The sequence below is a fragment of the Streptomyces sp. AB3(2024) genome, assembly GCF_041862025.1.
GTDB lineage: Bacteria > Actinomycetota > Actinomycetes > Streptomycetales > Streptomycetaceae > Streptomyces.
In genome coordinates, this window is the sequence record NZ_JBGWAB010000421.1 from 1 (window position 1) to 223 (window position 223).

Sequence of the window (223 nt, forward strand, 5' to 3'; positions counted from 1 at the left end):
CTGCTGACCGGGGCCGGCCCCGTGGCTGGTGTGGTGTCGTTGCTGGCGCTGGACGAGGCCGCCGGGGTGGCCCCCACGGCTGGGCTGCTTCAGGCGATGGGCGACGCCGGGGTGGGGGCGCCCTTGTGGTGCCTGACCCGGGGTGCGGTGAGTGTGGGCCGTTCGGACCGCCTCGTCTCTGCGGTTCAGGCGCAGGTGTGGGGTCTGGGCCGGGTTGCCGCTC

The 223-nt window shown here is 75.3% G+C and carries 1 protein-coding gene; it reads left to right on the top strand.

Annotated elements, in window-relative coordinates:
* The coding region (locus tag ACEPPI_RS41055) for a hypothetical protein (RefSeq protein ID WP_373920320.1) at positions 1-223 on the top strand (223 nt) is incomplete at both ends.